This is a genomic window from Hydrogenophaga sp. L76 (genome assembly GCF_057654755.1).
Map to the genome: position 1 here is coordinate 4,588,892 of NZ_CM172807.1, position 24,574 is coordinate 4,613,465.

General features: G+C 63.8%; 27 protein-coding genes and 1 pseudogene. 26 read left to right on the forward strand and 2 right to left on the reverse strand.

Annotated elements, in window-relative coordinates:
• Positions 1-3: 3 nt before the first annotated feature.
• The 7 genes from AC23D4_RS22460 to AC23D4_RS22490 are packed head-to-tail and all read left to right on the forward strand — an operon-like array spanning position 4 to position 5,210.
• The gene (locus AC23D4_RS22460; RefSeq protein ID WP_147073283.1) at positions 4-495 is read left to right on the forward strand and encodes a hypothetical protein; all 492 of its coding nucleotides are present in this window, start codon (positions 4-6) and stop codon (positions 493-495) included.
• Positions 495-887 (forward strand): hypothetical protein, encoded by a 393-nt coding sequence (locus tag AC23D4_RS22465; RefSeq protein WP_472887869.1) that lies wholly within the window; start codon positions 495-497, stop codon positions 885-887. The genes AC23D4_RS22460 and AC23D4_RS22465 overlap by 1 nt, the downstream gene beginning before the upstream one ends.
• On the forward strand, positions 887-1,108 hold the full coding sequence (locus AC23D4_RS22470; protein WP_472887870.1) for a phage head-tail joining protein: 222 nt from the start codon (positions 887-889) through the stop codon (positions 1,106-1,108). The genes AC23D4_RS22465 and AC23D4_RS22470 overlap by 1 nt, the downstream gene beginning before the upstream one ends.
• Positions 1,108-2,619: a phage portal protein gene (locus AC23D4_RS22475; protein ID WP_472887871.1), complete on the forward strand. Its 1,512-nt coding sequence runs from the start codon at positions 1,108-1,110 to the stop codon at positions 2,617-2,619. Before AC23D4_RS22470 ends, AC23D4_RS22475 begins: the two co-directional genes overlap by 1 nt.
• Before the next feature lie 9 nt (positions 2,620-2,628).
• Positions 2,629-3,864 carry a S49 family peptidase gene (locus AC23D4_RS22480; protein ID WP_472887872.1) on the forward strand — a complete coding sequence of 412 codons (1,236 nt, stop codon included), beginning with the start codon at positions 2,629-2,631 and terminating at the stop codon, positions 3,862-3,864.
• Between the two features lie 18 nt (positions 3,865-3,882).
• Entirely contained in the window at positions 3,883-4,260 is a 378-nt protein-coding gene (locus AC23D4_RS22485; RefSeq protein ID WP_147073275.1) for a head decoration protein, read from the forward strand.
• Positions 4,261-4,277: 17 nt separating this feature from the next.
• Entirely contained in the window at positions 4,278-5,210 is a 933-nt protein-coding gene (locus tag AC23D4_RS22490) for a major capsid protein (RefSeq protein WP_472887873.1), read from the forward strand.
• A gap of 5 nt (positions 5,211-5,215) precedes the next feature.
• On the opposite strand, the gene AC23D4_RS22495 is transcribed toward AC23D4_RS22490, so the two are convergent.
• A protein-coding gene (locus AC23D4_RS22495; protein ID WP_472887725.1) for an IS3 family transposase occupies positions 5,216-6,303 on the reverse strand; the annotation gives its coding sequence in 2 pieces (ribosomal slippage) (positions 5,216-6,051 and positions 6,051-6,303; 1,089 coding nt in all).
• Positions 6,304-6,356: 53 nt separating this feature from the next.
• Between AC23D4_RS22495 and AC23D4_RS22500 the strand changes: the two are divergent.
• The 19 genes and pseudogenes from AC23D4_RS22500 to AC23D4_RS22590 form a co-directional block, all read left to right on the forward strand.
• Positions 6,357-6,491: pseudogene (locus AC23D4_RS22500) on the forward strand (major capsid protein); the annotation flags it as partial.
• The gene (locus tag AC23D4_RS22505) at positions 6,488-6,790 is read left to right on the forward strand and encodes a hypothetical protein (RefSeq protein WP_472890396.1); all 303 of its coding nucleotides are present in this window, start codon (positions 6,488-6,490) and stop codon (positions 6,788-6,790) included. The pseudogene AC23D4_RS22500 and the gene AC23D4_RS22505, both read left to right, overlap by 4 nt.
• Positions 6,791-6,794: 4 nt before the next feature.
• Complete coding sequence (locus AC23D4_RS22510; RefSeq protein WP_054123960.1) at positions 6,795-7,241, forward strand: hypothetical protein; 447 nt, start codon at positions 6,795-6,797, stop codon at positions 7,239-7,241.
• Between the two features lie 5 nt (positions 7,242-7,246).
• Positions 7,247-7,441, forward strand: a complete 195-nt coding sequence (locus AC23D4_RS22515) for a DUF7210 family protein (protein WP_472890395.1) — start codon at positions 7,247-7,249, stop codon at positions 7,439-7,441.
• Positions 7,438-8,190 (forward strand): phage tail tube protein, encoded by a 753-nt coding sequence (locus AC23D4_RS22520; protein ID WP_472890394.1) that lies wholly within the window; start codon positions 7,438-7,440, stop codon positions 8,188-8,190. The genes AC23D4_RS22515 and AC23D4_RS22520 overlap by 4 nt, the downstream gene beginning before the upstream one ends.
• A gap of 11 nt (positions 8,191-8,201) precedes the next feature.
• Complete coding sequence (locus AC23D4_RS22525; protein WP_472890393.1) at positions 8,202-8,603, forward strand: DUF6631 family protein; 402 nt, start codon at positions 8,202-8,204, stop codon at positions 8,601-8,603.
• A 41-nt stretch (positions 8,604-8,644) separates the two neighbouring features.
• The gene (locus AC23D4_RS22530; protein ID WP_455342732.1) at positions 8,645-8,803 is read left to right on the forward strand and encodes a hypothetical protein; all 159 of its coding nucleotides are present in this window, start codon (positions 8,645-8,647) and stop codon (positions 8,801-8,803) included.
• 5 nt (positions 8,804-8,808) lie between these two features.
• On the forward strand, positions 8,809-9,453 hold the full coding sequence (locus AC23D4_RS22535; RefSeq protein ID WP_472890397.1) for a DUF6441 family protein: 645 nt from the start codon (positions 8,809-8,811) through the stop codon (positions 9,451-9,453).
• Positions 9,454-9,456: 3 nt separating this feature from the next.
• The gene (locus AC23D4_RS22540; RefSeq protein WP_472890392.1) at positions 9,457-13,500 is read left to right on the forward strand and encodes a tape measure protein; all 4,044 of its coding nucleotides are present in this window, start codon (positions 9,457-9,459) and stop codon (positions 13,498-13,500) included.
• Positions 13,501-13,510: 10 nt separating this feature from the next.
• Entirely contained in the window at positions 13,511-13,918 is a 408-nt protein-coding gene (locus tag AC23D4_RS22545) for a hypothetical protein (RefSeq protein ID WP_472890391.1), read from the forward strand.
• Between the two features lies 1 nt (position 13,919).
• Positions 13,920-17,483 (forward strand): hypothetical protein, encoded by a 3,564-nt coding sequence (locus tag AC23D4_RS22550; protein WP_472890390.1) that lies wholly within the window; start codon positions 13,920-13,922, stop codon positions 17,481-17,483.
• Between the two features lie 23 nt (positions 17,484-17,506).
• Complete coding sequence (locus AC23D4_RS22555; protein ID WP_472890389.1) at positions 17,507-18,778, forward strand: hypothetical protein; 1,272 nt, start codon at positions 17,507-17,509, stop codon at positions 18,776-18,778.
• Between the two features lie 3 nt (positions 18,779-18,781).
• Complete coding sequence (locus tag AC23D4_RS22560) at positions 18,782-19,867, forward strand: hypothetical protein (RefSeq protein ID WP_472890388.1); 1,086 nt, start codon at positions 18,782-18,784, stop codon at positions 19,865-19,867.
• A complete protein-coding gene (locus AC23D4_RS22565) occupies positions 19,864-20,259 on the forward strand; it encodes a hypothetical protein (protein WP_147073252.1) in 396 nt (131 codons plus the stop codon). The genes AC23D4_RS22560 and AC23D4_RS22565 overlap by 4 nt, the downstream gene beginning before the upstream one ends.
• Positions 20,260-20,262: 3 nt before the next feature.
• Complete coding sequence (locus tag AC23D4_RS22570) at positions 20,263-22,278, forward strand: hypothetical protein (RefSeq protein WP_472890387.1); 2,016 nt, start codon at positions 20,263-20,265, stop codon at positions 22,276-22,278.
• Positions 22,271-22,492, forward strand: a complete 222-nt coding sequence (locus AC23D4_RS22575; RefSeq protein ID WP_305334505.1) for a hypothetical protein — start codon at positions 22,271-22,273, stop codon at positions 22,490-22,492. The genes AC23D4_RS22570 and AC23D4_RS22575 overlap by 8 nt, the downstream gene beginning before the upstream one ends.
• 76 nt (positions 22,493-22,568) lie before the next feature.
• Positions 22,569-22,871, forward strand: a complete 303-nt coding sequence (locus AC23D4_RS22580; protein WP_147073246.1) for a DUF6127 family protein — start codon at positions 22,569-22,571, stop codon at positions 22,869-22,871.
• Complete coding sequence (locus tag AC23D4_RS22585) at positions 22,868-23,344, forward strand: hypothetical protein (protein ID WP_455342684.1); 477 nt, start codon at positions 22,868-22,870, stop codon at positions 23,342-23,344. Before AC23D4_RS22580 ends, AC23D4_RS22585 begins: the two co-directional genes overlap by 4 nt.
• Entirely contained in the window at positions 23,341-23,805 is a 465-nt protein-coding gene (locus tag AC23D4_RS22590) for a lysozyme (protein WP_472890386.1), read from the forward strand. Before AC23D4_RS22585 ends, AC23D4_RS22590 begins: the two co-directional genes overlap by 4 nt.
• Positions 23,806-23,812: 7 nt before the next feature.
• Here the strand turns inward: AC23D4_RS22590 and AC23D4_RS22595 are convergent, their stop codons facing one another.
• Positions 23,813-24,574, reverse strand: coding sequence for a hypothetical protein (locus tag AC23D4_RS22595; RefSeq protein ID WP_472890385.1), 762 nt, complete (start codon positions 24,572-24,574; stop codon positions 23,813-23,815).

Here is a 24,574-nt window from a genome sequence, read left to right on the forward strand (position 1 = left end):
TTCATGAGTCTTGCCACCCGTATCGAGAGCCTGGTCATCCGGGTTGCCCAGGAGTTCAACGACGTCCGCGCGACGGCAGGCAGTCTGGCCAGCCTGTCCACCAACGACAAGTCGAGCCTGGTCGCCGCCATCAACGAGCTCAAGGCAGCGGTTCTGTCCGCGATGGCCATCGATGACAACCAGATCGCCACCACCAGCACCTACTCGTCGAACAAGATCGTGTCGCTGCTGGACGCGCTCAAGACCGACATCCTGGGCGGAGCCGATGCTGCCTACGACACCCTGGTGGAAATCCAGCAGGCGCTGCAGAGCGGTACCAGCGGCCTGGACGCGATTCTGGCTGCGGTCAATCTCCGTGTCCGCTTCGATGCGGCGCAGACCCTGACCGTGGCCGAGCAACTGCAAGCACGTACCAACATTGGTGCGGTCGCTGTCAGTGATGTCGGCAACACCGACACCGATTTCGTCGTGATCTTTGACGGCGCGCTGGCCTGATGAGCCTCGCTTCCAGCATAGCCGCTTTGGCGGCGCGCATCGGCTTCGAGGTCAAAACGAAGATCGACGCCACGCATCCTGGGATCGCCCGGGTGTGGGTCAGCTTCGGCTACGTGGGCGGTCAGGTCGTGATCGCCAGCGCCCACAACGTCGCCAGCGTGGTTCGCACGGCGGCTGGCCGGTACCGCGTGCATTTCGCTGTGGCGATGCCGGATGCGAATTACTGCTGGACGGCGCTCGCCCGCAGCAGCACCAACACTGGCCAGCAGCGCTTGGCCATCGTGCGTGCCAGTTCCGACCTCAAGACTGCGCAGTACGTCGACGTCTCGTGTGCGACGGCCGCGTCGTCGTTTGACGACTCCTCTGAAATCAACCTCGTGGTGTACCGCTGATGGCCTACACAGAAGTCCAACTCCAGGCATTGGAGACCGCGCTCGCCAAGGGCGAACGCCGCGTCAGCTTCGGCGACAAGACGGTCGAGTACCGCTCGGTCGAAGAACTGAAAGCCGCGATCCGCGAGGTCAAGCGCGGCATCCTGGAACAGGCAGCCGCCACCGGGCTATGGCCGGGTGCGCCGCGCCAGATCCGGGTCACGACCTCGAAGGGGTTCTGATGGCCTGGTACTCGAAGATCCGAAGCCTGTTCGGCCAGCCACCCGTCCACGAAGCGGCTGGCCGTGGCCGCCGTTCGCTGGCGTGGATGCCCGGCAACCCGGGTGCCGTTGCCGCGATGCTGGCGACCAACACCGAGTTGCGCATCAAGAGCCGCGACCTCGTGCGCCGCAATGCCTGGGCGCAAGCCGGTATCGAGGCCTTCGTGTCCAACGCGGTCGGCACCGGCATCAAGCCGCAGAGTCTGGCTGCAGACGAGCGCTTCAAGACCGACGTGCAGGCGCTGTGGCGTGACTGGACAGAGGAAGCCGACGCCGCAGGTCAGACCGATTTCTACGGCCTGCAGGCACTGGCCTGTCGCGCGATGCTCGAAGGCGGTGAATGCCTGATCCGGCTGCGCCCGCGCCGCCCGGAGGACGGACTGGTCGTTCCTCTGCAGCTTCAGTTGCTGGAGCCCGAGCATCTGCCGATCAGCCTCAACCTCGATCTGCCTTCGGGCAACGTGGTGCGCTCTGGCATCGAATTCGACAGCCTCGGGCGTCGCGTCGCTTACCACCTGTACCGCTCGCACCCCGAAGACGGTCGGCTGGCTCCGATGTCGGGCCAGGGCGGGATGGACACGGTGCGCATCGATGCCAAGGAGATCATTCACCTGTTCCGCGTGCTGCGCCCAGGCCAGATCCGGGGCGAGCCGTGGCTGTCGCGGGCCCTGGTCAAGCTCAACGAACTCGACCAGTACGACGACGCAGAACTGGTGCGCAAAAAGACCGCCGCGATGTTCGCTGGGTTCGTTACCCGGCAGAACCCGGAGGACAACCTGATGGGCGAAGGTGCTGCTGATGGCGATGGCATCGCGCTGGCCGGTTTAGAGCCGGGCACCTTGCAGATATTGGAGCCCGGCGAGGACATCAAGTTCTCCGACCCAGCCGACGTCGGTGGCTCGTATGGCGAGTTCCTGCGCACGCAGTTCCGCGCGGTCGCCGCTGCCATCGGCGTCACCTACGAGCAGTTGACCGGCGACCTGACAGGCGTGAACTACTCGTCCATTCGTGCCGGGATGCTGGAGTTCCGGCGTCGCTGCGAGATGGTGCAGCACGGGGTGCTCGTGCATCAGATGTGCCGTCCGGTGTGGGCCGCGTGGATGAAGCAGGCCGTACTCGCCGGTGCCATCGAAGCCCCCGGCTTCGCGCGTGGCGGCCCAGCCCGTCGCCGCCAGTACCTGCAGGTGAAGTGGATTCCCCAGGGCTGGCAGTGGGTCGACCCCGAAAAGGAGTTCAAGGCAATGCTGCTGGCCATCCGGGCGGGACTGATGAGCCGCTCGGAAGCCATTTCCGCTTTTGGCTACGACGCCGAGGACGTTGACCGCGAGATCGCCGCCGATAACCAGCGGGCCGACGACCTCGGGTTGATCTTCGACTCCGACCCACGCCGCACGTCCAAGGACGGAGGAAGCGCCGAGCCTAACAAGAACGCTGCAGACACCACGCAAACCGGCGACACATCGCCTGCCTGAAGGATTCCCATGACCCTGTTGCCCCATTTGGCGGCACGCCTTTACGGCGTGCCGCTGGCGATCCATCGCCCAAAACTTGACGTGATCCTGGCCGTGCTCGGCCCCCGGATCGGCTTGGCTGACTTGGCTGCACCCTCGGGCTTCACGCCGCCCGTGCGTCCCGCAGCCACCCAGACGACGAAGGTCGCAGTCATCCCCATCCACGGCACGCTGGTGCGACGCACCGTGGGCCTGGAAGCTGAATCCGGCTTGACCAGCTACGCAGGGCTGACCGCGCAGTTGGACGCCGCGCTGGCGAGCCCCGATGTCTCCGCCATCCTGCTCGACGTTGACTCACCGGGTGGCGAGTCGGGCGGCGTGTTCGATCTGGCCGACCGCATCCGTGCGGCTGCCCAGACGAAGCCGGTCTGGGCCGTGGCCAACGACATGGCCTTTTCAGCGGCCTACGCACTGGCGTCTGCTGCCAGCAAGGTGTTCGTCTCACGCACCGGCGGCGTCGGCTCGATTGGCGTCATTGCAATGCACGTCGACCAATCCGAGAGGGATGCCCAGGACGGCGTTCGCTACACGGCGGTCTTTGCGGGCGACCGCAAGAACGATCTCAACCCGCACGAGCCGATTTCCAGCGAAGCCCACGCCTTTCTCAAGGGCGAGGTGGATCGCGTCTACGGACTGTTCGTCGAGACGGTGGCCCGCAACCGGGGCATCGAGGCATCTGCCGTGCGCGACACGGAGGCCGGGCTGTTCTTCGGGCAAGCCGCCGTTGCCATTGGGCTGGCCGATGCCATCGGCACCTTCGACGACGCGCTCGCCCAGCTCCTCGAATCCCTTTCCCCACTCCCGAAGTTGGCGGCAAGCCACTCCGGTCTTTTTAGCAACCCCCAGATGGAGTCATCAATGAATGATCGAACCGACCCCGCTGCTCCTGATCGGCTTGCTGCTGATCCTGCTGGCAGTTCTTCTCAACCGGAGGCCGCCACCGCCATGACCGTGGCCGACGCGATTGAAGTCGCCCAGACCTGCACCCTGGCCGGGCGCACCGACCTGATCGCGGGCTTCCTCGAAGCGAAGGCACCACCCGCCACGGTACGCAGCCAGTTGCTGGCCACACAGGCCGAAGCCAGTCCCGAAATCGTCAGCCGCATCGACCCGCAGTCGGCCATGTCGGCGAGTAGCACTGGCCATCCTGCCTCTCCCCACAACCCTCTGATCCAGGCCGTCAAAAGTCGCCTGGGCACCAAGTAACCCAAAAAGGAGCATCCCGTGCCCGCAATGCAAGAACCAATCAACCTCGGCGACCTCCTGAAGTACGAGGCGCCCAATCTCTATTCGCGCGACCGCGTGACCGTGGCAGCTGGCCAGACCTTGCCGCTGGGTACGGTGCTCGGGCAGATCACGGCGACGGGCAAGGTCAAGCAGATCGACCCGTCGGCCACCGATGGAAGCCAGTACTCCGCTGGTGTGCTGATGCAGGACGCCGATGCTGCTCTCGCCGACCGCAACGACGGGCTGATGGTGGCGCGTCACGCCATCGTGTCAGACCACGCACTGCATTGGCCCACCGGCATCACGACTGCGGAGCAGCAAGCAGCAATCCAACAACTCAAAGCACTGGGCGTCCTGGTGCGTATCGGCGCCTAACGCCAAGGAGACTCAATATGCAAAACCCATTCATCAGTCCAGCATTTTCGATGGCATCAATGACTGCAGCCATCAACTTGATCCCCAACCGCTACGGACGCCTGGAGGAGTTGAATCTGTTTCCGCCCAAGCCGGTTCGAACGCGCCAGGTGATTGTTGAAGAACGCGCCGGTGTTCTGAACCTCCTTCCGACCCAGCCGCCAGGCTCTCCGGGAACAGTGAATGTGCGTGGCAAGCGAACCGTCCGGTCCTTCGTCGTTCCGCACATCCCGCACGACGACGTTGTGTTGCCCGAAGAGGTTCAAGGTCTACGTGCTTTTGGCAGCGAAACCGAAATGGAGTCGATTGCCGGAGTGCTGGCCCAACATTTAGAGACGATGCGCAACAAGCACGCCATCACCCTAGAGCACTTGCGTATGGGGGCGTTGAAAGGCGAGATCCTCGACGCCGACGGCAGCCGGATCTACAACCTGTTTGACGAGTTTGGCATCGATCAACAGAGTGTGGACTTCGAAATCAGCAGCCCGACTACTGGCACTGACGTCAAAGCCAAATGCACTGATGTGTTGGGCATCATCGAAGAAGCCCTTCTCGGCGAGTTCATGACGGGAGTCCACTGCTTGTGTTCTCCAGAGTTTTTCAAGGCATTGACCGGCCACAAGGATGTCAAGACTGCCTTCACGAACTGGCAGCAAGGCGCCGTCCTTATCAATGATGTTCGCCGTGGCTTCACTTTTGGCGGCATCACTTTCGAGGAGTACCGAGGTAAGGCGACTGATGTCAACAAGACAGTTCGTCGCTTCATCGCTGCTGGCGAAGCACATGCGTTCCCTCTGGGCACCATCGACACCTTCGGAACTTACTTTGCGCCGGCCGACTTCAACGAGACTGTCAACACGATGGGCCAGCCGCTAGGTAATCCCCCCAATTTCCACAGTCCGCAGAAGTAGAACGGTTATGCAGCCATGGCCAGATGCTGCTTTGGGGTGAATCCGCCCAGGGCCATGTTCGGGCGGTCGTGATTGTAGGACCACATCCATTGCGTGGCGAAGTCCTGAACCTCTTCAAGGCTTGACCAGTGATACTGGGATAACCATTCGTATCGCACCGTCCGGTTGAACCGCTCAACGTAGGCGTTTTGCTGCGGCTTACCAGGCTGGATGTATTCGATCTGGATGCCCCATTCACTGGCCCAGTTCTGAATGGTGCCGCTGATGTTCTCCGGCCCGTTGTCGCAACGAATCACCAGCGGCTTGCCTCGCCAGGCAATGATCTGCTTCAGCGCCCGGATCACCCGCTCACTGGGCAGCGAGAAGTCCACCTCAATGCCAAGCGCCTCACGGTTGAAGTCGTCGATCACGTTGAACAAGCGCAGATTCCTGCCGTCCTCCAGCCTGTCGTGCATGAAGTCCATGGACCAGACCTGATTGATAGCCTGCGGCACGGCCAATGGTTGCGGCTTCTCCCGCATCAGCCGCTTGCGTGGCTTGATGCGCAGGTTGAGCTCCAGCTCGCGGTAAATGCGGTAGACCCGTTTGTGGTTCCAGCCAAAATTCTTCACGTTGCGCAGGTACAGGTAGCACAGGCCGAATCCCCAGTTGCGGTGGTTGTCCGTCAGGCGCATCAGCCAGTTGGCAATCTCCTCGTTCTCGGCGTTTTGTTTGCACTCGTAGCGGTAGCAGGATTCACTGATCGAGAACACCGCACAGGCGACTCGTATGGCGACGGCACGCTGCTGCACGACTTCCTTGGCCATCTCGCGCCGACGAGATGGCCGTGTTACTTTTTTGCGAGGTACTCGTTGGCGATTTCAGCCTTGAGCTTCTCCTCCAGATACATCTTCCTGAGGCGCCGGTTCTCGTCTTCAAGCTCCTTCATGCGGGCCATCATGGAGGTGTCCATACCGCCGAACTTGGCACGCCACTTGTAAAAAGTAGCGGTACTGATCCCCACCTCCCGGCAGATCTCTGGCACCGCCAGACCGGCCTCAACTCGCTTCAAGGCAGCCATGATCTGGCTGTCGGTAAATCTCGACTTCTTCACGTAGAACTTCCTTCTTGGAAAATTCTACTTCTGGGAACTTTGGTTTTTCGGGGGGATTACCGCTATATGCGAAGCAGGAGCCGCGCAAATTCGATAGGGGCACTGATCTGCATACGCAGGCCAACCCTCTACCCATGTGCCATCGTCCCGGGGTTCTGGTCAGGCTCGTCATGGGTGGTGGCGTATGAGTTTGGTCGCCCAGATCTATGAGTCGGCCGCGAACGCTGGGCTGCTGAAGGAGTGCCTTTGGTATCCGTCGAACGGTGCGCCATCGCAACTACATCAGGTCGGCTTTGCCGCGCCGGATGAATCCCTCCTCGACGGTCTGACTTTGAGCACCGATTACGAGATGACCTACCCGGTCACGGCATTCGGTGGGCTAGCAGTCCGCGAGGTCGTCGAAATCGGCGGCACGTCCTACCAGGTGCGAGACATCCGGGCCGTGGCCGACGGCTCCGAGATCCGCGCCAAGCTCACCCGGCTGTAAACCTATGGCAGACAACTCGATCCGCGAGCGGATTCTGCTGGCGGTGATGGCGGCTGCCCGTCCGGCGGTCGAAGGTCTCGGGGCCACGTTACACCGGTCGCCCACGGTGGCCATCAGCCGCGAACTTTGCCCGGCGCTCGCGGTGTTTCCCGAGTCGGAGTCCATCACTGAGCGCGCCAACGACCGCGTCACACGCGAACTGACCGTTCGCGTTGTGGCTCTGGCTCGGGCCGTTCCACCCGCGTCTCCCGAGACCGAGGCCGACCGCCTGCTCACCGCCGCGCACGCCGCTCTGTTCGCGGATGGCACGTTTGGTGGGTTGGCGCTGGGCATCCGGGAACAGGAGAGCGAGTGGGAAGTCGAGGACGCCGATGCGGTGGCCGTGGCGCTCCCGGCGCGTTACCGCATCACGTACCGGACGCTGGCCAATGACCTTTCAACCCTTGGATGACCCCTATGACCCAGCTTGTTTTGACACGCCCGCACACCCACGCGGGCAAGACCTATGGCGTCGGTGACCGGATCGAGAGCGACGCCACCTCAGCCGACTGGCTGATCGCGCAAGGCATCGCCACTCCGGAGCCGACCGCCCCAACTGCTGAACCCGTCCCCGAACCCAAACCCCTACAACGCAAGGAACCCAAGCAATGAGCACCTATGCCAGTTTTCAAGGCCGCGTCTTTCTCGGCAAGCGCGACATCGACGGCCTTCCCATCGAAGTGCGCTCGCCCGGCAACGTCGCAGAGCTGAAGCTCTCCCTCAAGACCGACGTCCTGGAGCATTACGAGAGCCAGACCGGCCAGCGCTCGCTGGATCACCGGATGGTCAAGCAGAAGTCCGCCACAGTGAACCTCACCATCGAGGAATTCACCAAGGAGAACCTTGCGCTGGCCCTGTACGGCAACCACGTCGTCGGCACGCCGGGCACGGTCACCGCCGAGCCAGTGGGCGGTGCCACGCCAATTGCGGGCGACCGCTACTTCCTGGCCCACCCGAAGGTGTCGTCCTTGGTCGTGACGGATTCGGCTGGCACGCCCGCGACCCTGGCCTTGGGCACGAACTACACGGCTGATCCCGACTTCGGTGCCCTCCAGTTTCTGGATACCACCGGCTTCACTGCGCCGTTCAAGGCCAGTTACGCCTACGGTGTGGCCACCGAGATCGGCATCTTCACGCAGGCTCTGCCTGAACGCTTCCTGCGCCTCGAAGGCATCAACACCGCCCAGGACAATGCCAAGGTGCTGGTCGAGCTCTACCGCGTGGCCTTCGATCCACTGAAGGAAATCTCCTTCATCTCGGACGAATACAACAAGTTCGAGCTGGAAGGGTCTCTGCTGGCCGACACCACCAAGCCCTTCGACGCGGTGCTGGGCCAGTTCGGCCGCATCGTGCAACTGTGATGGGTGCCGCCATGAGTGATCTGGACACCCTGATTCCGCAGGCGGTCGAACTGGTGATCGACGGTGAGCCGCTGGCCATCAAACCGCTGAAGGTCGGGCAGATGCCCGGTTTTCTGCGCGCGATCTCGCCGGTGATGCAGCAGCTCACCGCATCCGACATCGACTGGCTGGCGCTGTTCGGCGAGCGCGGCGATGACCTGTTGTCGGCCATCGCCATTGCCGTCGGCAAGCCTCGGGCGTGGGTCGACGAACTGGCTGCCGACGAGGCAATCCTGCTGGCGGCCAAGGTGATCGAGGTGAACGCCGATTTTTTTACCCGGACGGTGATCCCGAAGCTCGACGGGCTGTTCGGCCAAGTGAAGCTGCCGCCCATCGTGAAAGCGGTGGCTGGTTCGACGCCGTCCAGCACCTGATCGAGCACGGCCACCGCCTGCCAGACATCCTCGACTACACGTTGGCGCAGGTGCGCGGCTTCGTCGCAGCGACGGCGCGCACCGATGCGGCCCGCGATGCACGGCTGCTGTCCGTGATTGCCATCGGCACGCGCAGCGATGCCCGCCACCTCGACCAAACCCTCGACCGACTTACTGACAAGGCCACCGACCGTGCCTGATGACCATGCGCATTTCCGTCCAGATCGATAGCGCCGCAGCCCAGGCGCAGTTGCGCCGCTGGGGCGGCGAGTTCCGCGACAAGGTCAAGAAGGCGGTCGCACGCGCCATCGCCAGCGAGGCGGTCGAACTCAAGCAGGACGTGCGCAGCCACGTCGCGAGCCAGATGGCTGTGGTCAAGAAGTCCTTCCTCAAGGGCTTCAGCGCCAAGGTGCTGGACAAAGACCCGAACCGACTGCCCGCGCTGTACGTAGGTTCGCGCATTCCGTGGTCGGGGATGCACGAGACCGGCGGCCAGATTGCCGGGCGGATGCTGATTCCACTGAACGGTCGGGTGGGCCGCAAGCGCTTCAAGGCGCAGGTGGCCGAGCTGATGCGCGGCGGCAATGCCTATTTCATCAAGAACGCGAAGGGGAACATCGTCCTGATGGCCGAGAACATAAAGGAGCACGACCGGCCACTGTCAGGCTTCAAGCGCCGCTACCGCAAGGCAGAGGGCATCAAGCGCCTCAAACGCGGCGCGGACATCCCGATTGCTGTCCTGGTGCCCAAGGTCGTGCTCAAGAAGCGCATCGATGTCGAGCGGCTGGTCGCGGGTCGCATCCCGCGTCTGGCGGCGGCCGTCGAGAAGCAGATCGGTACGGTGGATTGATTCATGGCCAAGCGAATTTCCATCCTCGTCGCGCTCGAAGGGGCCGACGAGGGGCTCAAACGCGCCATCACGTCCGCCGAGCGCAGTCTCGGTGAGCTGTCGACCACCGCGAAGACTGCCGGGGCGAAGGCTGCCGCCGGAATGGCCGAGGTCAAGGCCGGGATGTCGGCCTTCGGTGATCAGGTGGCGACGGCCAAGACGCAGTTGCTTGCCTTCCTGTCGATCAACTGGGCTGCTGGCAAGGTACAGGAGATCGTCCAGATCGCCGATGCCTGGAACATGATGTCCGCGCGCCTGAAGTTGGCGACGGCGGGACAGCGTGAATTCACGACCGCGCAAGCGGCCCTGTTCGACATCGCCCAGCGCATCGGTGTGCCGATTCAGGAAACGGCCACGCTGTACGGCAAGCTCCAGCAGGCTGTTCGGATGCTGGGTGGCGAGCAGAAGGACGCGCTCACGATCACCGAGAGCATCTCGCAGGCACTGCGCCTGTCGGGCGCATCGGCTACCGAAGCGCAGTCCTCTCTGCTGCAATTCGGGCAGGCGCTGGCGTCTGGTGTGCTGCGAGGCGAGGAATTCAACTCCGTCGTCGAAAACAGCCCCCGTCTGGCGCAGGCACTGGCCGATGGCCTGAATGTGCCCATCGGGCGACTGCGCAAGCTGGCCGAAGAAGGCCGCCTGACCGCTGACGTGGTGGTCAACGCGCTGATGAGCCAGAAGGACAAGCTGGCCAGCGAGTACGCCCAACTGCCGCAGACGGTGAGCCAGGCCTTCGAGCGCCTGCGCAATGCCTTCGGGCAGTGGATCAACCGGGTCGATGAATCGACGGGCCTGACCAAGAAGCTGGCCGAGGCGCTGACCTTCCTGGCCAGCAACCTCGATACGGTGATGCAATGGCTCAAGCGGATCGCCGAAGTTGGGCTCGCGGTGCTGATCTACCGCCTGATCCCGGCGCTCATCACCGCGTTGCAGACCGCCGGTGCGGCGGCCGTCACGGCCGCCAGTGCCACTGCGGCGGCGTGGACGACGGCCAACCTGTCGGTGTCGGCCGCCGTGGCCAGCGTCGGCTTGCTCAAGACGGCATTCGCCGTGCTGGGTGCCTTCCTGGTCGGCTGGGAGATCGGCACGTGGCTGTCGGAGAAGTTCGAGATCGTCCGCAAGGCGGGCATCTTCATGGTCGAGATGCTGGTCAAGGCGGTCGAGCAGTTGCGCTACCGCTGGGAGGCATTCGCCGCCATCTTCACCTCGGACACGATTGCCGAGGCGACCAAGCGCCACGAGGCTCGTCTCGCGGAGATGAACCAGATCTTCGCGCAGATGTACGCCGACGCGACCAAGGGGGCGGATGCTGCCAAGGGCGCGATGAATACCGCCGCGACGGCTGCGGAGGAAATCGCCAAGCGGCTCGAAGCCGTGCGTCAGGGCACGCAGGAGGCAGTCGGGCGCGGTATCGAGGCTGTCCACAGCGCCTTGGAGAAGCTGAAATCCCGCCTCGGTGAGGTTGAGCAGGCTGTCGGCAAGGCCAATCAGACGGTCAACGACGCAACCGCCAAAATGGCCGAGGCCTACAAGGGCCTGACGTCCATCGTCGAGGCCAACCTGCTGCGCCAGATCGAAGCGGTCAAGGGGCGCTACCAGCAGGAACAGTCGGCGCTGGAGACATCCAAGCAGTCCGAAGCTGCGCTGATCACCAAGTCGACGCAGCTGCTGACGGATGCACTCACGCAGCAGACAACGCTGCGGCGGCAATCCACGACCGAAACGCTGAAGCTCATTGATGATGAGTCCAAGGCCCGGCTTGAGTCGGCCCGCCGCCAGGGCCAGACGGAAGAAGAGCGCCGCGCCAACGTCCAGCGGGTCGAAAACGACATCCTGGCCACCAAGCGCCAGACGATGACGCAGGCGCTGGCCGAGTACCGGCAGCACATCGATGCGCTCAACGCAGAGGCCAACCGGCATCTGACTGAGATCAAGCGCATCGAGGAGGAGAAGCGCCAGCTCTCGATGACGACCGAGGAACGTGTCCGCGACATCCGTCGCCAGGGCATGACCGACTTCGAGGCGACAGAAGACCGCAAGCGTCAGATCGCCGAGTACCAGGGGAAGGCGCGCGAGGCGCTGGCCAATGGCGAGTTCGAGCAGGCTCGGCAACTCGCCCAGAAAGCGATGGACTTGGCCGCACAGGTGGCCAGCTCGCAAACCAGTGAAGCCAAGCGCGGCGAAGATGCCCGCAAGCAGTCCGAGCAGGCGGTTTCGCAGGTCACCCAGCTCGAATCGCAGTCACGCGATGCCTATCGCAAGCAGGAATACGCGCAAGCCGAAGCCCTGATGCGCCAAGCGGACGCATTGCGCGCCGAACTGGCCCAGAAGACCAAGGATGCCGACGCACAGATCGCACAGGGCAAGGATGGCGTCAATCAAGCCATCCAGCGCATCCGCGAGTCCGAGGAGATTCTCAACAAGACCCTGGATGCCGAAGCCAAGGCGCACCAGACCGCCGCGCAGTCGGCATTGACCGCGCGCGACCAGATCCAGCAGACCCTCACCCAGACCGAAAACCAGATCGACCAAATCACAGCCAAGCTGAAAGACGGTCTGAAGGTCACGCTGGATGCCGACACGACCCGCTTCGACAAAGCCATCGCTGATCTCGACAAGGCCCTGGCAGAAAAAGAGTACCTGCTCAAGATTCAGGCCGACTTGCAGGAGGCCGAGAAGAAGCTGCAGCAGTACGAACAACTGCTGAAAGAGGGCAAGACACTCCCGGTCGATGCCGACGTGTCCAAGGCCAAGGAGGCGCTGGACAAGCTCAAGACCTACGCCGACCAGAACTCGCAGTTCGAACTGAAGGTGGCGACCGAGAAGGCGCAGGCCGCGATCACCAACGTCGAAGGGATGATCAAGGCGCTGGACCGCATCCAGACCGAGTCCCGGCATCAGGTCAGCACCAATGCCGACGCAGCCCGCTCGGAAATCATGAGTCTCAACGGGGCCAACACCTCGAGCACGCACACGATCTATGTGCGCAAGGTAGAGGCAAACGCGACTGGCGGTTTGGTGGGCGGTGGCGTGCGCCGCTTCGCTGACGGCGGCGCTGTTGCCCCGGCCTTTCCCCGAATGAGCGGTGGATCGGTTCCCGGCTCTGGCCACCACGACACCGTGCCGCGCACCTTGGAAGCCGGGGCCTTCGTGATTCGCAAGGCGGCGGTGCAGAAGTACGGCGGCGGTGCGCTCTCACGGCTGGCCAACGGTGTCGCCCGATTCGCTGTCGGTGGTCGCGTGCAGGGCTTTGGCAACGGTCGATCTCAAGGCACCGATCCCGATGGCAAGCCGATTGTCCCGAAGAAGAACCGGGAGGCAGTCGAGGCGATGAAGATGATCGACCTCGGCCTACAGGGGATGAACGAGTACACCAATTGGCTCCAGTGGAACTACGGTGCCTCGGTCAGTCTGGATATGCGCAGCAAGACGATGGATAGCTACGGCAAGCAGGCCCAGCAGGATCGGCGCGCGCTGGAAGACTTCATCAGTCGTAAGACGCTCACCGGCAACGAGCGCCAGAACCTGGAGCGCATCAAGCAGACGTGGCGGCAGGCGATGGCCCAACCGCTGCTCTGGGGCAAAGACCTGGAGCGTGAGCTGATCGACTATATGGAGCAGAACCAGGGCGAATTCTACCGGCGCGGCGGTATGGCCAAGTCCGACACCGTCCCGGCGATGCTCACGCCGGGTGAGTTTGTCGTGAACAAGGATGCCGTGTCCCGCTACGGGGCTAGCTTCTTCGAAGCGATCAACAACCTGTCGGCCCCGGCGCAAGCCCTGGCCGGGCGTGCGCTTGCGGGCGTTCAGGGCTTTGCCACGGGCGGGCTGGTGCAACCCAGCGGGTCGCGGCTGGCCCGTCCGGTGTTGGCCACCGATGCCGGACCCAGCCGCACGGTACGCGTGGAACTGTCCTCGGGACAGCAGAAGGTCAACGCCACCGTCGACGCACGAGACGAGTCTCGTCTGCTGCAACTGCTGGACGCTGCTCGCGCCCGCACTGCCTGAAGGTTTCCCTATGCAACTGACGAACCTCGAAACCGGGGTGGCTTTGCCATTGCCCGATGACTTGCTGTGGAGCGACGAGCACGCGTGGTCGCCAGCTGTGGCGACCACGTCTTACCTCATCACCGGAGCCTTGCTGATCCAGTCTGCCACCCGGCAAGCCGGTCGCCCCATCACGCTGGTGGGCGCACCCGACATGGCTTGGGTCACTCGGGCCACGGTCGAGCAACTACGGGCCTGGGCCGCGCTTCCAGTCGGCAGCGCTACCGGCCGATTCGGCCTGACCTTCGCCGATGGCCGCTCGTTCACCGTGGCATTCCGCCACGCGGAAACGGCCATCGAAGCTGAGCCCGTGCTGGGCATCCCGGCCCGTGCCGCTACTGACTTCTATCGCATGACCCTTCGATTCCTGGAGATTTGAAATGCCGATCCAATCCGGCGACGTGAAACTGCTGAAGTCCGCCGTGATGGCGGATGTGCCCGAGGGCGGTGGCGCGCCCACGGGCAACACCATTGCCGATGGCGTCTCGAACGCCATCTTTCCTGACATCTCCGAGCTGGATCGCGCCGGGGGTCGGGTCAACCTGCGCAAGTCCTTCGTGTCGGTGCAGACCGATGACACCGACACCTACTTCGGTGCCAACGTGATCGTGGCAGAGCCGCCGCAGGATGCGCGCGTCAGCGTCACGCTGTTCAGCACCGAGAAGACCTTCGACACCCGCGAGCAGGCGCAAGTCCGCATCGAGGCCTACCTCAACAAGGGCCCGGAGTGGGCTGGCTACCTGTTCGAGAACCACATCGCCGGTCAGCGGGTGATTCAGCTTTTCCAGCGCACCACCGACACCGTTCCCAATGTCGGCCAGACCTTGGTCTTGATCGAGAACGAGGGGCTGGGCACTCAGAAAGAGCAGTACATCCGCGCCACCTCGGTGTCCGTTGTCGAGCGCACCTTCACTTACGACGGCGACAAGGACTACAAGGCCAGCATCGTCACGGTCGACATCAGCGACGCACTGCGCTACGACTTCACCGGCTCGCCTGCAAGCCGCACGTTCACCCGGGCCGCGAACAGCACCAAGACGCGCGACACGGTCGTGGCGGACGCCGGAACCTACGTCGGCGTAGTACCGCTGACGCAGGCCGCCGCCGTCGGCGACTTCACGATCAAGGGCACCTCGATCTACACGCAGCTGGTGCCAAGCGCGCAAACCGAGACGCCCATTTCCTTCGTTCCTCCCTACGCGGCCGCCGGACTGCCGGTGCCGGGGCCCGTCGCGGTGAGCTACACAGCCAGCCACGCGTGGACGACCAGCATCAAATTCAATCTCCCGTGCGGTTGCTTGCCGGGGTCACTGACCATCGGCACGGACGGCATCACGATATTTGACGACGCAGGCCTGCTCAAGACCGCCAGCGGGACGGTCGGAACCATCGACTACGCCAACGGCATCCTGACCCTGAACTCGGGGACGATGTCGAACGCGAAGGCCATCACCTACACGCCCGCCGCGCAGATTCTGCGTGCTCCGCAAAGCTCGGAGATCCCGGTCACGCCCGAGTCGCGCAGCCAGTCCTACGTGGGCACGGTCAACCCGGTGCCGCAGCCCGGAACGCTGTCCATCAGCTACATGGCCCAAGGGCGCTGGTATGTGCTTTCCGACAGTGGCAACGGCTCGCTCAAGGGCCTGGACGCCAGCTACGGCGCGGGCACCTTCAACAGGAATACCGGAGCCTTCGTGGTCACGCTGGGTGCGTTGCCCGACGTGGGCAGTTCGCTCGTGCTGACCTGGAACGTGCCGACGCAGGAGACGCAGCAGCCATCCACCACCCTGAAGGCCACCCAGAGCCTGGCATTGAACCCACCTGCAGGGACGGCGGTGCAACCCGGCTCGCTCACGGTGTCGTGGGAGTACGGCGGCACCAAGACGGCAACGGCGGCCACGTCGGGCGTGCTGTCGGGCGCCGCCACTGGCAGTCTGAGCGTGGCGCAGAACCGCGTGGACTTCGCACCCAATGTGCTGCCAGCGGTGGGCACGCAACTCACCGTGAGCTACGTCGCAGGCCCAAAGCAGGAAGATTCGTTCGCGCATCCGTCCCGCAATGGCTCAGGGACACTGCCGGTTACCGCGACTCTTGGGGCCATCGAGCCGGGCTCGCTCGAAGTCGAGTGGAACACTTTCACCGACGAGGCGGTTCTCGGCGCGTACACCTTCGCTCAATTGCAGGAGATGGGTATCGCCGTCTCGATCTGGCGCGACCCCACCCAGATCGCCCGAGATGATGGGAATGGCGGCGTAGTGCTGAACGGGATCTCTATTGGCACCGTCAACTACGCAACCGGTCAGGTGACATTCAACCCGGATGTCTCGATCCGCATTCCGCGCCCGGTCTACACGGCAGTCGCCATCAACGGCACTGGTCGGTGGCGATTGAACTACGGCGGCATCGCCTACGTGGATGCGCCGTCGCTGTACCCCAACGACGAGTCCGGCTACGTCAAGCTGCGGTACAACAGCGCGGGCTCGACCAGCAACCAGACTGAGACCTTCCAGTTCGTCCCGGCCTTCAAGCTGGTGCCGGGGGTGAATGCCCAGGTCGTGACTGGCACGGTGCTTCTCTCCATCAGTGGCGCGCAGCCGTGGGGCGACAACGGCCAGGGCACGCTGCGCGAGTTCACCACCAGTGGCTGGGTCACGCGCGGCACGATCAACTACCTGTCCGGGGACGTGGCGCTGACGTCCTGGACGGCGGGAGCGAACAACGCCATCACCCGCGCCAGTTGCGTGACCACGGTCGGCGAGAACATCTCCAGCGAGTTCGTGTTCCGCACAGGCGCGGCACCGCTTCGTCCTGGGTCGCTGTCGATCCAGTACGCCCGCGCAGTTGGTGGCACGCAAAACGTGACGGCGGGGATCGACGGCAAGATCGAAGCGACCGGCGTCAGCGGCGGCGTCGACTACGAAACCGGGCTGGTGCGCGTGCGCTTCGGAACGATGGTCACGGCGGCGGGGAACGAGAGTCAGCCTTGGTACGCCGCTGACCGGGTGGGCACTGACGGCAAGGTCTTCCGGCCCGAGCCAGTGGCTGCATCCAGCGTGCGCTACAGCGCGGTGGCCTACAGCTATCTGCCGCTGGACGCTGATCTGCTCGGCATCGATCCGGTGCGTCTGCCCAGCGATGGGCGCGTGCCGATCTTTCGCCCGGGCGGCTTCGCCGTGGTGGGCCACACCGGCAAGATCACAACCTCGGTCAGCAACGGCCAGACCATCAACTGCGCACGGGTGCGCCTGTCGCGTGTACGTGTCGTTGGCCACGACGGGGTGGTGATCAACACCGGGTACTCCACCGATCTGGAAGCGGGCACCGTCACCTTCATCAACGTGTCGGGCTACAGCCAGCCCGTGACCATCGAGCACCGCATCGAGGACATGGCCGTGGTGCGGGATGTGCAGATCAGTGGCGAGATCAGTTTCACGCGCGCCCTGACACACGAATATCCGCTGGGGAGTCACGTCTCCAGCGCCCTGGTGGCCGGTGACCTGTTTGCCCGCGTGAATCTGGTGTTCGACCAGTCAACGTGGAACGGCGCGTGGTCAGATGCCTTGTCGGGCAGTTCCTCAACAGCAACCTTCAACAACACGCAGTACCCGATCCGCGTGACGAACCGGGGGGCACTGACCGAGCGTTGGATCGTGCGCCTGACCAACAGCACCTCGTTCGAAGTCATCGGCGAGAACGTCGGCGTGATCGCCACAGGCAACACCAGTGCGGATTGCGCGCCAAACAACCCGGCGACCGGCGTGCCGTACTTCCATCTGCCCGCGCTCGGCTGGGGCAATGGCTGGGCCACCGGCAACGTGCTGCGCTTCAACACCATCGGCGCGCAGTTCCCGGTCTGGGTGGTGCGCACCGTCCAGCAGGGGCCGGAGTCCGTGCCCGACGACAACTTCACGTTGCTGATTCGCGGCGACGTGGACACCCCCTGATTTCGTAGACAGGAACCAATGAAATGACCGACCTGACCGTCAAATACTTCAACAGCGGCATGACCGGCGCGCCACAGATCTCCAACAACTGGGGCGATCTGGTGACGATGCTCGATGCCTGCCTCGTCAATGGCTTCGCGCTGAAAGCCATCGACACCTTGACCTTCGCCGATGGCGTGGCCACCGCCACCATCACGGCGGGCCACGCATACCAGCCACATCAGGTGGTGTTGGTCGCCGGAGCCGAGCAGCCCGAGTACAACGGATCGTTCCGCGTGCTGACGACGACCATGACCACGTTCACCTACGCGGTGACGGGCACTCCGGTGTCGCCTGCGACGACCACCACGAACCTGAGCGCCAAGGTGGCTCCGCTTGGGTGGGAGAAGCCATTCGCGGGGACGGGCAAGGCTGCCTACCGCAGCAAGAACCCGCAGTCACCGCAGAACATCCTGCTGATCGACGACAGTCTCAAGACGCCGGTTTACACGACCACCTGGGCCAAGTGGGCGAATGTCGGCATCGTGGAAGACCTGTCGGACATCGACACTATCGTCGGCGCGCAGGCCCCCTATGACCCGAACAACCCGACGCAGAATTGGAAGCAAGTTCAAGCTGGCCAGTGGGGTTGGTACAAGTGGTATCACGGCCGTACCAGCGGCTACGACAACTCTGGTGACAGCGGCGGGGGCAACCGCAACTGGGTACTCGTCGGCGATGACCGACTGTTTTTCTTGTTCTGCACCAATGCTGCCGGATACGGCTGGTACGGGCGCAGTTCGTATTGCTTCGGCGACATCAGCAGCTTCAAGCCCAGCGACAACTACGGCACCGTGCTCTGCGCTGACGACCTCTACTGGAGCAACAGCAGCAGCGGCTATTCGAGTTACCCGGGGCAGTACAACGGCTACGGGCTGGTTTCGTCCCTGGACTTCACCGGCAAGGTGCTGCTGCGCAATCACACCCAACTCGGCAATCCCGTCCGGTTCGGACTCACGTCGCTGAACACCAACAACGGCCAGCAGATCTGCGGTCGGGGCCCGATGCCGTTCCCGAATGGAGCCGACTACAGTTTGTGGCTGTTGCCCACCTACGTGCGGCAGGAGGACGGCCATATGCGCGGCATCCTGCCCGGGATGCTGTGGATGCCCCAGGACCGGCCCTATAGCGATCAGACCATCGTGGACAACGTGGTGGGTCAGGCGGGTAAGCGCTTCTTGCTGGTCAGGACGCAGTACAGCTCGGAAACCGAAGGCGCACAGATCGCGTTCGACATCACTGGCCCGTGGAGGTAAGCCATGAGCTACCCGCTGAGCGAGTCTTTCGCCACGGCTCCTGCGACCGGCTACACCGCAGTCCTCGGCGGAATGGCCGCGACACACAACAACGTGCAGCAGTCCATCGATATCTCGGCCCCCAATAGCCAATCCATCCTGCGCTTCAACGAAACCGCCCACGGTGACTTCTGGTTCGAGGCGGATGTTGAGTTTCTGACCGACCCGAGCGCCCGCAAGCACATCGGCCTGTGGATGACCACCGGCAACGGTTCCGAGGGTTACCGGTTCGCACATATTGACGGTGCCTGGAGCGTGACACGCTGGAACAGCGGCTTTGGCGACGGCGCGGCAGTGACGGGCGGTGTCAACGATGGAGCGAAGCCGGTCGCGGGCGTTATAGACGTGGCCCCGACCTTCAACGTCGGCCAGCGGATGCCCCTGCGCTGTGAGGTCATCGTCGGAGCCTTCGACGCCAATGGTGTGCCGTGGGCTCGGCTGATTCAGTTCAAGGCCGGTGGCGTGCTGATGTTTCAGGTTGGAGATGCGGCGTACCGAGGCAAGCTGATCCCGGGCGTGTTCCTGTATGGGGCCACGGCGCGCGTCCATGCCATTGCGGGTGACACGCCTTCTGGTCTGCCCGCATTTCCAACGACCGTCGGTGTGAACGCTGCCGACGACCTGTTGCCACTGGCTGGTGGGTCGACTTCGGTGCTACCGGATCCGGCCGCCAACATCGCCGTCAACGCCGACTGCGACCTGATGCGCTTGAACAGCCCCAACTCTGAGCTGTGGAACCGGGGTGGTGGCTACGACTGGCACTTTCACGCGATTCCGAATGGCCGCAAGAACATCCACTTCAGCGGCCACGGCTTCATCGCCGGAACCGTCAAGGAGAAGGGCCAGCCCGACCAGCCCCTGGTGCGGCGGGTGCAACTGGTCAGCGAGAACACCCGCGTCCTGGTGGCCGAGACCTGGAGCGACACCACGGGCGCGTACCGGTTCGAGCTTATCGACCCGGCCCAGAGATACACCGTGGTCAGCTACGACCACAAGCAGATGTACCGCGCCGTGATCGCGGACAACCTTCATCCGGAGATGATGCCGTGACCGTTGCCATCACTGTCGAACACAACGAGGCGCGACTGGCGGGCACCCTGGCATTCCTGGATGCCGGTAGCAATCCGGCGCGTCTGCGCATCTACGGCGGGACACGACCCGCCAACCCGGCCACGACGCCGACCAGCGCGATGCTGGTCGAGATCAGGCTGACCAAACCCGCAGGCACGATTGCAGGTGGACTCTTGACGCTGACGCAGCAAGAAGACGGGCTGATCACGGCGACCGGCATCGCCACCTGGGCGCGGCTGGTCAACGGCAACGAAGTCACGGCCCTGGATCTGGACTGCAGCGGTACCGACGGCAGCGGTGACGTGAAGCTGGCCAGCACCAACCTCTATCTGGGCGGCGATGCCCGGATGGTGTCTGCGATCCTGGGGTAGTCCGTGCCTGCCGTTCTCAACGAGGTGACCCTGGTCGCCGCGTTGCCTGCGCCCACCGCCAGCGTGGCGGTCGGGCCTCCGCTGGTCGATCTGCTGTTTGACCAACCGGCTGCCACCGACGCCAACTTGGTGTTCGGGGCCAACTACATCGCGCCGCGCGACGACGTCGTGGTGCTGGCCAGCCTGCCGTTGCCGGTCGTGGCGATCAAGTTCATCCCGCCAGCGCGGGCCGCACTGCTGGCCGAGCTACCTGCATTGACGGTGACCACGCTGTTGCTGCGCCCGAGCGTCCCCTTGGACGTGACCGGTGCAAGTTTTCCTGGTGTCGTGTTCTCCGGCGAGGTCAGGTACTACTCGCGCACGCAGCGACCGACAGTCGGCCAGACCGCACACGCTTGGCAGGTGGCAGCGCAGACGGAAGATGGTTCGACACAGGGCCAGCAGGACGCTGCCGCTACACCCGCAGGCTGGGACACGTTCTGGCGACGCACCTTGGGTGTTCCTCAAGGCATCGAGCACAGGTTGCCGCCGGTGCTGGCGGCAGCGCCCGAGCAACGAGGCGCTCGCCACCAGGATGCGACCCGGCTGCAGGATTCGACGTGGTTTGCGCACCAGGACGCCACGCGTTTTGCGGCGACCCGACAAGGTCTGTTCCAGAACGCAGGCCCGTTGCGGGACACCACGCGATTTCGGCATCAGGACGGCGACCGCACCAAACGCGCGAGGCGGGTGAGCTTTTGGCAAATCGCGCGTCTGCTCACCGAGCGCCAGGGGAGTGATTTTCAGATTGCCAGCCCGTCACTCAAGGGCTGGAGTGTCCGGTATCAGGACGCCGTGCCGCCAACGCTGGGGATCAGCGTCTGGGTGGTTCCACAACCGCCAGCGCCGATACCTTGCTACACGCCGAGCGCGCATCTGCTGTTCGCCGCTTTGGCCCCAGCGGACAGCCACTTGCTGTTCGTCTGTGAAAACCACATCAACCCACCGCCTCCCGATGGGGAGCCGGTGGTCGTTCCTGTTCGGAGGGTCTATTTCGTGATCAACAACGTGACCCTGTACCGCGTGTCCGATGGCGCGCCGGTGCCGGTGTTCAACCTTTCGCTGTCGCTCGATGCATCGTCCTGGGCGTGGGGCTTCGATGCGGTGCTGCCTGCGAAAGCCGAGGCGCTGGTCGCGGGCAGCGCTTCCGGGCCCGTCGAACTCGTGGCCAGCGTCAACGGCACCCCGTTTCGCGTGCTGGCCGAGAGCATCAGCCGCGAGCGCATCTTTGGTGACGCCAGTATCCGCATCTCCGGACGGGGGCGCAACGCCGTTCTGGCCGCGCCCTACGCGCCGGTGATGACGTTCTCGAATACCGAAGGCCGCACTGCTCGGCAGTTGATGGACGATGTGCTCACGGTCAATGGCATCCCGCTGGGCTGGGCGGTCGATTGGGGCCTGACGGACTGGAACGTCCCCGCCGGTGCGTTCGCGCAGCAGGGGGCGTGGATCGACGCACTGACCGCCATTGCCGGTGCTGCAGGTGGCTACTTGATTCCGCATCCCTCGGCCCAGAGCATCCGCGTGCGTCACCGCTACCCGGTCGCGCCTTGGGAATGGAGCACGGTCACGCCCGACTTCGTGTTGCCCGTCGATGCTGTCGCCCGCGAGTCGCTGCGCTGGTTGGAAAAGCCTGCGTATAACCGCGTGTTCGTTTCCGGGCAGGACGTAGGCGTGCTCGGGCAGGTGACCCGGGCCGGGACTGCCGGAGAAGTGCTGGCACCGATGGTCGTCGACCCGCTGATCACCGAGGCGGCCGCCGCGCGGCAGCGTGGCGTAGCCGTGCTCGCCGACACGGGTCACCAGCTCGAGGTCAGCCTGCGCCTGCCGGTGCTCGCCGAGACCGGGATCATCGAGCCCGGTGCGTTCGTGGAGTACCAGGACGGCAGCGTCACGCGATTGGGCATTGTCCGCGCGACCCAAGTGGAAGCCGGGTTGCCCGAGGTCTGGCAGACGCTGGGAGTGCAGGCCTATGCGTAACCTCTACGAGCAGTTTCGCCAACTGATCCCCGACCCGCCGCTGCAGGCGGGCACCGTGACCGACGTCGGCTCTGGCGTGGTCACGGTCGCATTGCCCGGTGGCGGCCGAATCAAGGCGAGGGGCTCTGCGGCCCTTGGCCAGAAGGTGTTCGTGCGCGACGACGCCATCGAAGGCATTGCGCCCAGCCTGACGCTGGAAATCATCGAGATCTGAAACCCAACTGATTCAACCCTGAGACCCGCCCTGATGCTCACGCATCGGGCGGGTTTCGTATTTCTGGAGAAAGCAAATGACCGAACCTGAACAACAACCGGCGCTCGTCGAGAACATGCTCCTGCTGCGCAAGGAGGATTTCGACGATCTGCTCGACCGTGCCGCCGAACGTGGTGCTGAACGCTGCCTCGCCCATCTTGGTCTGGAGAACGGCCACGCTGCCCGCGACATCCGGGAGCTGCGCGATCTGCTGGAAGCTTGGCGCGACGCCCGCCGCACGGCTTGGCAGACGACCATCAAGGTGGCCACCACAGGCATCCTGGCCGCGTTGCTGGTCGGTGCCGCCATCAAGCTCAAGCTGATGGGAGGCCCCCAATGATCGAAACCCTCCTCGGTGGCCTCCTGGGCGGGGCCTTCCGTCTTGCGCCCGAAATCCTCAAGTGGCTGGACCGCAAGGGCGAACGCGGCCACGAGCTGGCCATGCAGGACAAGGCGCTGGAGTTCGAGAAAATTCGCGGCGCGCAGCGGATGGCCGAGATCGGTGCGAGCGCCGAAGCCGCCTGGAACGTCGGTGCCGTCGATGCGCTGCGTGAGGCCGTCCGCACCCAAGGTGAGAAGACCGGTGTGCGCTGGGCCGATGCGTTGTCTATCAGCGTGCGACCGGTAATCACCTACTGGTTCATGGCGCTGTACTGTGCGGCCAAGACGGCTGCTTTCGCGGCCGCCGTCACCGCTGGCGCTGGCTGGGGCACGGCCATCCTGCACGCATGGACGGAAGCCGATCAGGCGCTGTGGGCCGGGGTTCTGAACTTCTGGTTCCTCGGGCGCGTGTTCGACCGGGTGCGCTCGTGACCGGGGTGCCGAAAGCGGCCATCGAGCTGGCCAAGCGCTTTGAGGGGTTCCACCGGGTGCCGAGGATCGATCCGGGCCGCGCGCATCCGTACATCTGCCCAGCGGGCTACTGGACGATTGGCTACGGCCATCTGTGCGAGTCGACGCACCCGCCGATCACCGAGTCCGAAGCAGAAGTCTATTTGGCGCGTGACCTGCAGACAGCGCTCGCAGCAACGTTGCGTTACTGCCCTGTGCTGGCCACCGAGCACGAAGGGCGGCTCGCAGCCATCGTCGACTTCACATTCAACCTCGGGGCTGGGCGGCTGCAGACGTCGACGCTGCGGCGACGGATTAATCAAAGGGACTGGGCCGCTTCCGCCACGGAGGTTCAGCGATGGGTCTATGGTGGAGGTAAAGTGCTGCCGGGGCTGGTTACACGGCGAGCGGCTGAGGCTGCTTGGCTACTTCGCAACACCTGATCTCTGATCAGCGTCCTTCAAGTACTCGATCCGCAGACTCGCCAGCGGCAACGAAACTTCGCAGAATGTTTCCACCGGATTCGCCGACCAATAGATAAGCCAGCCTGTAACGATCTTCCGCTGTGGCCAGCGCCTCCAACCTGCGGACTTGCTCTTGGAGCTTGACCATATCCTCGCCGAGCCAGCTCATGATGCGGCGAATCCGATCTTCGATGTTTGAGCTCTCCTGCAATTCGTCGAGTTCGTGGATGACATCGTGTTTAGTTCCGATCCAGTCCGCACAGAGAGACTCGATCGAAGCGCGAATATCTGTGGGCAACTCGACGGTCGGAAGCTCCTTCTGGACGTAGTCGGCGTTGCTCACCAGACTCATTGCACAAGCGTATGCCGCTGAGCAGAATTCTTCGAGCGTGCTGCTTGCGGGTGCTGCAGACGGTGGGTTGTCGGACGCCTTGGCGCGGCAATATTCCTGACTGAAGGGTTTCCACTCATCCTCGGTGAATAGGCGGGAGACGTACTCACGGGCCGAGCCCGGCTCCCATTGATACTTTTCGGAGAACTGATCAAGAAAGCCGAGCAGGTGAAAAAACGCTCGATTGCCGATATCCCAATGGAGTTGCTCGCCGACGTAGTCGCCGTTGATTCCTTTGTACTCCTCGAGCTCCCGTCGCAGAGCAAGGCAGAACTCTTCGATGACCCGACTGACCACGGCCGGTTCTTGCGCGGTGTTGGCAGCAACCTGATCAATAAATGAGCGATCCTTGGTCAC

Bases quoted from the DNA above. Each gene is read 5' to 3' on its own strand.
- AC23D4_RS22460 (WP_147073283.1), top strand. From the start codon at position 4: ATGAGTCTTGCCACCCGTATCGAGAGCCTGGTCATCCGGGTTGCCCAG.
- AC23D4_RS22465 (WP_472887869.1), top strand. From the start codon at position 495: ATGAGCCTCGCTTCCAGCATAGCCGCTTTGGCGGCGCGCATCGGCTTC.
- AC23D4_RS22470 (WP_472887870.1), top strand. From the start codon at position 887: ATGGCCTACACAGAAGTCCAACTCCAGGCATTGGAGACCGCGCTCGCC.
- AC23D4_RS22475 (WP_472887871.1), top strand. From the start codon at position 1,108: ATGGCCTGGTACTCGAAGATCCGAAGCCTGTTCGGCCAGCCACCCGTC.
- AC23D4_RS22480 (WP_472887872.1), top strand. From the start codon at position 2,629: ATGACCCTGTTGCCCCATTTGGCGGCACGCCTTTACGGCGTGCCGCTG.
- AC23D4_RS22490 (WP_472887873.1), top strand. From the start codon at position 4,278: ATGCAAAACCCATTCATCAGTCCAGCATTTTCGATGGCATCAATGACT.
- AC23D4_RS22505 (WP_472890396.1), top strand. From the start codon at position 6,488: ATGAGTTTGGTCGCCCAGATCTATGAGTCGGCCGCGAACGCTGGGCTG.
- AC23D4_RS22510 (WP_054123960.1), top strand. From the start codon at position 6,795: ATGGCAGACAACTCGATCCGCGAGCGGATTCTGCTGGCGGTGATGGCG.
- AC23D4_RS22515 (WP_472890395.1), top strand. From the start codon at position 7,247: ATGACCCAGCTTGTTTTGACACGCCCGCACACCCACGCGGGCAAGACC.
- AC23D4_RS22520 (WP_472890394.1), top strand. From the start codon at position 7,438: ATGAGCACCTATGCCAGTTTTCAAGGCCGCGTCTTTCTCGGCAAGCGC.
- AC23D4_RS22525 (WP_472890393.1), top strand. From the start codon at position 8,202: ATGAGTGATCTGGACACCCTGATTCCGCAGGCGGTCGAACTGGTGATC.
- AC23D4_RS22535 (WP_472890397.1), top strand. From the start codon at position 8,809: ATGCGCATTTCCGTCCAGATCGATAGCGCCGCAGCCCAGGCGCAGTTG.
- AC23D4_RS22540 (WP_472890392.1), top strand. From the start codon at position 9,457: ATGGCCAAGCGAATTTCCATCCTCGTCGCGCTCGAAGGGGCCGACGAG.
- AC23D4_RS22545 (WP_472890391.1), top strand. From the start codon at position 13,511: ATGCAACTGACGAACCTCGAAACCGGGGTGGCTTTGCCATTGCCCGAT.
- AC23D4_RS22550 (WP_472890390.1), top strand. From the start codon at position 13,920: ATGCCGATCCAATCCGGCGACGTGAAACTGCTGAAGTCCGCCGTGATG.
- AC23D4_RS22555 (WP_472890389.1), top strand. From the start codon at position 17,507: ATGACCGACCTGACCGTCAAATACTTCAACAGCGGCATGACCGGCGCG.
- AC23D4_RS22560 (WP_472890388.1), top strand. From the start codon at position 18,782: ATGAGCTACCCGCTGAGCGAGTCTTTCGCCACGGCTCCTGCGACCGGC.
- AC23D4_RS22575 (WP_305334505.1), top strand. From the start codon at position 22,271: ATGCGTAACCTCTACGAGCAGTTTCGCCAACTGATCCCCGACCCGCCG.
- AC23D4_RS22580 (WP_147073246.1), top strand. From the start codon at position 22,569: ATGACCGAACCTGAACAACAACCGGCGCTCGTCGAGAACATGCTCCTG.
- AC23D4_RS22585 (WP_455342684.1), top strand. From the start codon at position 22,868: ATGATCGAAACCCTCCTCGGTGGCCTCCTGGGCGGGGCCTTCCGTCTT.